Raw genomic sequence first — 234 nt, forward strand, 5'->3', positions numbered from 1 at the left:
ATCTACACAGTTTATGTCACAATTGATTTCTACACTATCTCAAAAGATTAGAATACATAGTGTTGATTCCTTTGTTAATACTTATAAAAAGCAGCATTCTGATGAACTAGTCCCTTGCACTAAAACTGTTTATAATTGGATACACAATCAATCTATACCATTAAAACCAATTGATTTACCACGGATGGTACGTATTCGTCACAAGAGAACCCCTACTCGTTTGAAACAACATAA

The 234-nt window shown here is 32.5% G+C and carries 1 pseudogene; it reads left to right on the forward strand.

What is annotated here, in order from left to right:
• Window positions 1-234, forward strand: a pseudogene (locus E4T68_RS09685) (IS30 family transposase); the annotation flags it as partial.

Origin of the sequence: Granulicatella sp. WM01, assembly GCF_004570605.1 — a bacterium.
In the GTDB taxonomy this organism is placed as follows: Bacteria; Bacillota; Bacilli; order Lactobacillales; family Aerococcaceae; genus WM01.